This window comes from Flavonifractor sp. An112, assembly GCF_904377885.1.
GTDB lineage: Bacteria > Bacillota > Clostridia > Oscillospirales > Oscillospiraceae > Flavonifractor > Flavonifractor avicola.
Genome location: NZ_CAJFGT010000095.1, coordinates 1 through 8,754 on the forward strand (window position 1 = coordinate 1; position 8,754 = coordinate 8,754).

The following is an 8,754-nucleotide window of genomic DNA, read 5'->3' on the forward strand; positions in this document are numbered from 1 at the left end:
AACGGCTACTTTTACCTCCCTCATTAGCTCACCTACTTTCTCAACTTGCGGCATCATTTCCACACTTAGATATCCCCCGTCCATAGAGGGCGTCGATGGTACAATGGAGAGCATCAGCCAGCTGAGGAGCCAGCGACCACTTGGGATCTGATATCCCGCGCTCCCACTTGCCTACGGCCTGCTGGCAGACGCCCAGCTTCTGGGCCAGAGCGGATTGGGAAAGTCTCTGCTGCTCCCGCAGCGTCCGGATGTTGTTTCCCACGTTTTTGGTCACCTCCATTTCGCAACCTATGGTTGTTTACACGGCCACTATATCACTACTTTTAGTTGCTGTCAACTCCTTTTTGTGTCCTTCATATTGCTTACAACAACTATTAGTTGTATAGTTTGAGGTGAAAGGGGGTGAACACGTGCTCGGTCAACGTCTGAAAGCCCTGCGCGCAGCCCGTCAAATTTCCCAGAAAGACCTTGCGGCGCAGTTATTTGTGAGCCCGCAGGCTGTTGGAAAATGGGAACGTGAGGAGGCCACACCCAACCCAGAGACGGTACGCAAGCTCTCCGAACTTTTCGATGTCTCCGCCGACTACCTGCTGGGCCGGGAGCTGAGCCCGAACGCAAGCCCTGCATCCCACGCATTGCGGGTACCGGTGTTGGGGGTGATCCAGGCCGGGATCCCCATGGACGCCATCGAGGACATCCTGGACTGGGAGGAGGTTCCCGTCTCCTGGGCCAGCGGAGGCCGGGAGTACTTCGGCCTGCGGGTGAAGGGGGACAGTATGTACCCTAAGTATCTGGAGGGGGACACGGTGATCCTTCGTAAAGACAGCGCCTGTGACACCGGCGACGACTGCGCGGTGTTGGTCAACGGCGACGCGGCTACCCTGAAGCAGGTGCTCCTACGGGAGGACGGCGCGGTGGAGCTCCGCCCGGTAAACCCCACCTATCCACCCCGCACCTACTCCCCCGCCGAGATTGAATCCCTCCCTGTCCAGATCATCGGTGTAGTGGTTGAGTTGCGACGGAAAATAAAATAGTGTCCTACTTGGACATTCATACATAGAGAGGATGATATAATGATGGCTGAAGCATTTCGTCCGCTTCGCACGGCTCAGGATATGTATGACTATTGCAAAACCTTCCAAATGGGCACCGGTACTTTTAAAAGCTGGAGCGTTAAGCATCTTTCTGTAATTGAGGACGAGGTAAAGCCTAACGAGTATATCTTGACCGTTTTCATAGGCATATGCAATGGCTTCAACTCTGCCTACGCAATCACATCCGAGCGCATTATCATCGCCCAAAAGAATCTTATCGGCAGTAAAGTCAGATCTATTTCGCTCAAGTTTATCAATGACATCTCCTTGCGCAAAGATCTTCTGCACGGATATATTCAGGTCGATACCATGAAAGAGCAGTTCACTGTTTCAGTGCTAAGAAACTGCGCTGACAATATCTATGAATGTATTCACACCGCTTTAAAAATGGCTGAAGAATTATCATCCACCAAGAATCAAACAATTGCCGCCCCCAGCGCAGCCGATGAAATTGCAAAGTTTAAGCAGCTATTAGATAACGGCGCTATTACTCAAGATGAGTTTGATGCTAAAAAACGGCAACTTCTCGGAATATAAATAGAAATGAGGGGCGCACAATGAAATGTCCTGCCTGTGGCACAAAGTATAAAGGCAAAAAGTGCCCTACCTGCGGCCGGCACACTGATCCAAAGTTGGAGGCAAAACGTAACACTCGCATTGCATTGCTGGTTGTTATTCTGATTTTTATTGTGCTTTTTCTTTTCTACTTGTTTCGGACAATAGAGTATTACGATGGAATCATTGATATAATCCAACGAGCATTAGATGGGTGATCCTACTCTCCGTCCGAATGCCAAAAAGAGCCGGGGCTTATGCCCCGGCCTCTTAAAACGCCAAAAATCGAACATTTGTGTCACAAACAAGGAGGACTCCACGTGTCCAAGGACAAAATGATGGTATTCGGCTACGCCAGAGTCTCCACCGAGAACCAGCTGGAGAACTACTCCATCGAGGAGCAGACCGCCCGGCTGGAGTCCTATTGTGCGGCCAAGGGCTGGGTGCTGCTACACACTTATATAGACGGGGGATACTCCGGCGGGAATACAGACCGGCCTGCCCTTCAGACCATGCTGGCGCAGATCCGGGAGACCCATGTGGACGCTGTAGTGGTTTACAAGCTGGACCGGCTCAGCCGCTCCCAGAAGGATACCCTCACCCTCATCGAGGACGAACTGCTGGCCCACGGCACTGATTTTGTCTCCATCAATGAGAACTTCGACACCTCTACACCCTTCGGCCGGGCCATGATCGGAATACTATCCGTCTTTGCCCAGCTGGAAAAGGATCAGATCACCGAGCGCTTTACCATGGGCCGGATCGGCCGGGGCAAAGCCGGGTACTTCCATGGCGGCGGCAACGCACCCACCGGCTATACCTATGCCGACGGCGTCCTTACCGTCAATGAGTACGAGGCCATGCAGGTCCGTGAGGCTTTTGATCTGTTCCTGGCCGGGAAGTCCATCAACGCGATCTGGCATATGTTATCCACAAAATACACCACAAAGTGGACAGCGGCAAAGGTCCGCAACGTGCTGAAGAACAGCCTCTATATCGGGAAGGTCCATTTCATGGGCCAGGAATATGATGGAGTACATCAGCCCATTGTGGATGCTTGTATCTTTACTGCCGCCAATCAGCTACTCAACAGCCTGACCCGTGAGGCAGCAAAGTCCACGTCCCAGCGCAACCCTTTCCGGGCAGGTTATCTGCTCTCAGGCCTGCTGTACTGCAGCCGCTGCGGAGCCCGGTACTCAGCCAACCATGGATACTACAAATGCTATTCCAGAGCCAAAAGCAGCCCCAAATTTGTCCGTGACCCGGACTGCAAAAATGACAACTGGGAGATCAGCACATTGGATCACCTGGTATGTCAGCAGGTGGATGCGATGGTATCCAGCTCCGCTGCCGTAGATCACGCGATCATGGCTGCCGACGCCGCCAAGACGGTACACGTAGACAAGGATAAGCTGCGCCGCACCTGCGCGGAGCTGGAGCGGCAGATCGAGCGTCTGATCGAGCTGTATCAGGTCGGCTCCATTCCCATGGCATCTATCACCCAGCGGGTCAACGATCTGACGGCGCAAAAGGCTGCGCTGGAATCGCAGCTTAACGCTCCGGATGAGGTCCCCGCCAAGGAGCTGTTCCTGGCAGCCGTAGAGGACTATCGCAAGGGCTTTGCTAATGGGGACACAGACCGTAAACGTGCGCTGCTGGCCGGCCTACTGGAGCGAGTGACCATCAACGGCCAGTCGGTCCAGCTCCACTGGAGGCTGTAAATAGCAATTTACAAAATTATATATACTACTCACATGGTCAGGGCCTGCTTGCCGCAGGCTTTGGCTTTTTGAAACGCATGATCCAGCAGAAAAGCCACCCGAGGAAGATATCCAAAATCTTCTAGCAATGTAAAAAGGGGAAAGAAGATGGCCATAGGGGGCAGCATGACGCTGATCACCCAGGCCAGCACCCGGTATACGCCTAGGACCAGCGCCCCGTGGAGCCACTCCGGAGCATTGAGCCAGACAAACAGGTCGGTAAGCCGATCCTGAATCCAGAACAGCCCATCGGAAAGCAGCTGAGAGGGATAGTTAGCCCCCTCTATGGTGAGCCACAGCACAGCCGCCAGCAGAAGCAGCATGGCGGGAATACCGGTGGCCCTGGCGGTAAGCAATCGATCCAGCCGTTCCCCCCCTGCAGCAGCCACACCCTGGGGCAGGGCCTCTTGGGCTGCCTGGTGGGCTGCATGGACCAGGCTGGCCGCCAGCTGATCGCTCAGGTCCGTTATCCCGCTGTGGGCCAGCTGCTCTCTGGCCCTGGTCAACGCGGCTTGAAGTTCCTGGTCCTTCTCCGGGTCCCAGCCTGTCTGCCGTGCCAGGCTGGAAGGAAGCGTGGGATCTCCCTCCAGCAGCCGCAGCGCGGCCCAGCGTACAGGGAGTTTACCCTGGAGTCTGGATTCCAAAAGGGGTTTGAGGGAGGCAGCGGCAAATTCTACCTGGGGCGGATAACAAACTGGCCGGGGCTTGGGCAGCTCCTTTCCATCCAACAGATGGTCCAGTGCTTCCATCAGATCCTCCAGGCCCTCCTCCCGTCCGGCGGAACTTCCAACCACCGGAACGCCCAAATAGGCAGACAAAGCCTCCAAATCCACCGTAATATGCTTGCGGGCAGCCTCGTCCAGCAGGTTGACACACACCACGGTCCTGGGTTCCAGCTCCAGGGTCTGGAACACCAGATTCAGATTGCGCTCCAGACAGGTGGCGTCGCACACCACCACCGCACCCTGAGCACCACCGAAGCAGAGAAAATCCCGTGCCACTTCCTCCTCAGCGGAGTGGGCTAACAGAGAATAGGTACCCGGCAGATCCACCAGTGTATAGGACCTTCCATTCCACTGGCATCGCCCTTGAGCCACCGCTACGGTCTTGCCCGGCCAGTTCCCGGTGTGCTGGCGCAGACCGGTCAGTGCATTAAACAGGGTAGACTTACCCACATTGGGATTGCCCGCCAGTGCCACCACCCGTTCCGCTTCGTCAACCTCCAGCGGCTGGAGCACTGCCGCCGCGCCCACTCCTGTGGCAGCCCGCGTCAGTCCCATGGCGCGCCTGCCAGTCTGACGCCCCTGGCATCCCGCCGCCGCAGAGCAATGACCGCCCCACGGATCAGATAGGCTGCCGGGTCACCCGCTGGGCTGACCGCCGTGCAGCTCACTGCAGTCCCCGGCACCAGTCCCAGGTCCAGCAAACGCCGGCGCATGGCCGGCTCGGTCAGCACCTCGGCCACCTGGCCCCACTGGCCCACCCGAAGGGCATCCAAGGTAATGGTACTCATATCATAACGCTCCTCGCTGTCACTTGAAATGGGTGGAGGCTCACCGTCAGCCGGTGCAGGCCCCCACAACCTATCATATTGCGGAGCAGAAGGGGTGGTGCCTCTGAAAAACTGTTTCGTATACTGAAAATCTATTGACTAACCATATACAATCGATTAGAATAACAACGAAATGGATTCTTTTTTGCCGCAGCGGTCCGCTGCGGCTCTCTTTTCGGTTGGGAGGTTTTTATGTCAGAACTGCAAGAAAACAAAATGGGCGTTATGCCCATCAAACGTCTGGTCCTCTCCATGTCCCTGCCCATGATGATCTCCATGCTGGTGCAGGCTCTGTACAATGTGGTGGACAGCTACTTCGTGGCCAAAGTCAGCGAAAATGCACTGGCTGCTGTGGGAATGGCCTTCCCCTATCAGAACCTGATGATCGCTGTCAGCGTAGGTACCGGCGTGGGCGTCAACGCCCTGCTCTCCCGCAGCCTGGGCGCCAAGGACTTTGAGACGGCCAACCGCACCGCAGAGAACGGCGTTTTCCTGGCCTTCCTCAGTATGCTGGTCTTTTCCATTGCAGGTGTTGTGTTTGCCGAGCCCTTCTTCCTGGCACAGAACAACGACCCGGATATCGTCAACCAGGGCGTGGCTTATCTGCGGATCTGCGCCGGGCTCTCCATTGGTCTCTTTATGGAGATCATGTTTGAACGGCTGCTCCAGTCCACTGGACGCACCTTCTATACCATGATCACCCAGGGCGTGGGCGCAGTCATCAACATCGTTATGGACCCCATCCTCATCTTTGGCATTGGCCCCTTCCCGGAGATGGGCGTGGCCGGCGCTGCTGCCGCCACCGTGCTGGGCCAGATCGTTGCCGCCATTTTGGCTCTGATCTTCAATATTACCCACAACCATGAGATCCATCCCAAACTGAAGGGGTTCCGCCCCCGCGGACATATCATTGGACGCATTTATAGCGTTGGTATCCCCACCATCGTACTCAACTCCATCAGTTCGGTGATGACCTTTGGTATGAACCTGATCCTGGGCGCCATCTCCACTTCCACCGCCGTGGCTGTATTCAACGTCTACTTCAAGCTCCAGAGCTTTGTATTCATGCCGGTATTTGGCCTGAATAACGGCATGGTACCCATCGTCTCCTACAACTTTGGTGCCCGGAAGCGTAAGCGTCTTACGGAAACCGTGCGCTTCAGTGCCATTCTGGCCGTTGGCATCATGCTGGTGGGCCTGGTGATCATTCAATTTTTCGCCGCCCCCATTCTGGGTCTGTTTGAGGCCTCGGCGGAAATGCTGCGGATCGGCGTGCCCGCCCTGCGGATCATCAGCCTGTGCTTTGTATTTGCCGGCTTCAACATCATCTGCTCCTCCACGTTCCAGGCCTTGGGCAACGGCGTACTGAGCATGATCATGTCCATCGTCCGCCAGCTGGTGGTACTCCTCCCCGCCGCTTACTTCCTCTCCTTTACCGGAAGTGTAACCGCCGTGTGGTGGTCCTTTCCCATTGCCGAGATAGCCTCCCTGATTTTGAGTCTTCTCTTCCTGCGGCTGGTCTTCCGCAATGTGATTGCTCCCCTGGGAGACAGTGAGTAAGCCTTTAAAGTAAAATAATGAGATCTAAAAATAAGCAGCCCCCCGTGCCCGGTTTGACCAGGCGCGGGGGGCTGCTTTTCTCTTTGCAATGATCTATGCTCAGCACTTGACGGCAATGACTGCGATCTCGATCTTGCAGTTGTCCGCCAGGCCTACGTTGCCGTAGCACAGCCGGGCAGGCATCCGCTTAGGATCAAAGTGGCGCACATACTCCGCGTTCATCTCGTCCCGCTCGGCAAAATCCCGCAGCAGCACGTCGATCCGCACCACATGGTCCATGTCGGAGCCGTGGCGCTTGAGCAGAGTCTCCAGGTTGTTCAGCACCTGGCGGGTCTCAAAGGTGATGTCGCCGCAGGCCAGCTCCTGGGTCTCCAGATCCTCGGATACCAGGCCGGAGAGGTAGAGGTACTTCCCGTCCACCACTACCAGGTCGGAGTAGGGGGCCTCCAGATCGTCTGTAAAGCGAATGTAGGTATTGTCCATAAAATCCACTTCATCCTTTCCATCATCGGGCCTGCATCTGAAGGACAGGCCTGTTCATGCCATTATCCCACAGATCCCGTCCAAACGCAACGGGTGCGCTTTACTTCACCTTGCTGATGGCGGTAATCACAGGAGTAGCACCGTCCACCCCCAGCTCACCGGTATAAGTAATCTCCACCGAGTCACCCTCGGCAAATCCGTCGACACTGACGCCCTTGCCGTAATCCATGACCTGGTACTCACCATCTCCGGTAAGCAGCATCAGATAGTCCCCCATCCGGTTGATGATCCCGCTCACCTTTTTTTCCTCTACCTTCTCCGTGGACTGAGGCTGGCTGGAACCATCGTCCGTCTTTTTACCGCTGTCAGCCTTTCCGCAGGCGCTCAGTGCAAACACCACAAGCACCAGAGTAAGAACCAGGCAAATCTTCCGCTTCATAGTCATGTTCCTTTCTTTGTCCCTGTCTGGGATTGATGCATTCACCGGGCAGACCTTGCCGCCCGTGTTACGATGCTTAGACTCCCGTCGAGGCCGGAAAGTTGTGCCAGCCGCAAAAAGAAAGGAATTCTTTATAATTTCCGATTACAGTTCCAGAGTGGCAGCCACCTGCTTCAGGGTCTCCGCCGAGCGGCGCAGCTGCTCCTGCTCCTCCTGGTCCAGCACGATAGGCACATGGGTCTCCACCCCGTCCAAGCCTACAATGGCGGGCATACTCAGTGCAATGCCCTCGATGCCGTACTCCCCGTGCATCATGGTGGACACCGGCAGGATGGACCGCTCATTGCGGACAATGACCTCGCAGATCCGCTTTACCGACATGGCAATGCCATAGTAGGTAGCCTGCTTCTTGGCAATGATCTCATAGGCGCTGGTCTTGACCTTCTCGGCAATCTCCTTCATGGCAGAGGCGTGATCGAAATGGCCCCGCATCTCGCAGAAGTCGTTGAGGGGGATACCGGAGACGTTGGAGCTGCTCCAGGCGGCGATCTCGCTGTCGCCGTGTTCACCGATGATGAAGGCGTGGACACTGCGGCTGTCCACATGGAGGTGCTGCCCCAGCTGGTACTTGAGCCGGGCGGTATCCAGCACGGTACCAGAGCCAATCACACGGTGCTCCGGCAGCCCGCTGAGCTTGAGGGCTGCATAGGTCAGGATATCAACCGGATTGGAGACAATGAGCAGGATCCCCTGAAAATCCCGCTTTGCGATCTCAGGGATGATGCTCTTGAAGATCGCTACATTCTTGTGGACCAGATCCAGCCGGGTCTCGTTGGGCTTCTGATTGGCCCCCGCCGTCACAATGACCACAGCGGCATCCGCCACATCGTCATAGGTGCCGGCATAGATTTTCATAGCCCCCGCAAAGGGGATGCCGTGAGCAATGTCCTTGGCCTCACCATCGGCCTTGTCGAAGTTCACGTCCAGCAGCACCAGTTCGGAAAACAGATGGCTCTGCATCAGGGCAAAGGCCGTGGCGGAGCCTACAAAACCGCAGCCGACGATGGCAGCTTTGCGGGGATTGACGATGGTCTTTTTCATCATATACACCTCTCTATGTTCCGTGGATCACTCCACGGCCTGTGCTTTTTGCAGCTTTCCTTGTGTTTTCTAAATCATATATGATTTTAGGTATTTTGTCTGTTGCTACTGCAACAAAACCGCAAATTTCTTTGGGTGCTGGGCTCTATTCGTTCCTCACGTCTTAAGATTCGTAAAGGCTCCGCTTTTTTCGCGGGCCGGACTTTCCCA

Annotated in this window: 10 protein-coding genes; 4 read left to right on the forward strand and 6 right to left on the reverse strand. The window is 55.7% G+C overall.

Annotated elements, in window-relative coordinates; all coding sequences use genetic code 11:
- Positions 1-40 precede the first annotated feature (40 nt).
- The gene (locus tag IHN22_RS11730) at positions 41-262 is read right to left on the reverse strand and encodes a helix-turn-helix transcriptional regulator (protein WP_191435539.1); all 222 of its coding nucleotides are present in this window, start codon (positions 260-262) and stop codon (positions 41-43) included.
- 148 nt (positions 263-410) lie between these two features.
- On the opposite strand from IHN22_RS11730, the gene IHN22_RS11735 reads away from it, so the two are divergent.
- The 3 genes from IHN22_RS11735 (at position 411) to IHN22_RS11745 (ending at position 3,370) form a co-directional block, all read left to right on the forward strand.
- On the forward strand, positions 411-1,034 hold the full coding sequence (locus IHN22_RS11735) for a LexA family protein (RefSeq protein WP_162611102.1): 624 nt from the start codon (positions 411-413) through the stop codon (positions 1,032-1,034).
- A gap of 42 nt (positions 1,035-1,076) precedes the next feature.
- A complete protein-coding gene (locus tag IHN22_RS12860; protein WP_191435541.1) occupies positions 1,077-1,631 on the forward strand; it encodes a PH domain-containing protein in 555 nt (184 codons plus the stop codon).
- 338 nt (positions 1,632-1,969) lie between these two features.
- Positions 1,970-3,370 (forward strand): recombinase family protein, encoded by a 1,401-nt coding sequence (locus tag IHN22_RS11745; RefSeq protein ID WP_300986575.1) that lies wholly within the window; start codon positions 1,970-1,972, stop codon positions 3,368-3,370.
- A gap of 29 nt (positions 3,371-3,399) precedes the next feature.
- On the opposite strand, the gene IHN22_RS11750 is transcribed toward IHN22_RS11745, so the two are convergent.
- Complete coding sequence (locus IHN22_RS11750) at positions 3,400-4,689, reverse strand: FeoB small GTPase domain-containing protein (protein WP_191435543.1); 1,290 nt, start codon at positions 4,687-4,689, stop codon at positions 3,400-3,402.
- Positions 4,680-4,922, reverse strand: coding sequence for a FeoA family protein (locus tag IHN22_RS11755; RefSeq protein WP_087187506.1), 243 nt, complete (start codon positions 4,920-4,922; stop codon positions 4,680-4,682). Before IHN22_RS11755 ends, IHN22_RS11750 begins: the two co-directional genes overlap by 10 nt.
- Positions 4,923-5,153: 231 nt before the next feature.
- Between IHN22_RS11755 and IHN22_RS11760 the strand changes: the two genes are divergently transcribed.
- Positions 5,154-6,521, forward strand: coding sequence for an MATE family efflux transporter (locus IHN22_RS11760; RefSeq protein WP_191435545.1), 1,368 nt, complete (start codon positions 5,154-5,156; stop codon positions 6,519-6,521).
- Positions 6,522-6,620: 99 nt separating this feature from the next.
- Here the strand turns inward: IHN22_RS11760 and IHN22_RS11765 are convergent, their stop codons facing one another.
- The 3 genes from IHN22_RS11765 to IHN22_RS11775 form a co-directional block, all read right to left on the reverse strand.
- Positions 6,621-7,004, reverse strand: coding sequence for a RidA family protein (locus IHN22_RS11765; RefSeq protein ID WP_191435547.1), 384 nt, complete (start codon positions 7,002-7,004; stop codon positions 6,621-6,623).
- Between the two features lie 100 nt (positions 7,005-7,104).
- The gene (locus IHN22_RS11770) at positions 7,105-7,443 is read right to left on the reverse strand and encodes a hypothetical protein (RefSeq protein ID WP_191435549.1); all 339 of its coding nucleotides are present in this window, start codon (positions 7,441-7,443) and stop codon (positions 7,105-7,107) included.
- A 144-nt stretch (positions 7,444-7,587) separates the two neighbouring features.
- Positions 7,588-8,544: an L-lactate dehydrogenase gene (locus IHN22_RS11775; protein ID WP_087187510.1), complete on the reverse strand. Its 957-nt coding sequence runs from the start codon at positions 8,542-8,544 to the stop codon at positions 7,588-7,590.
- Positions 8,545-8,754 lie beyond the last annotated feature (210 nt).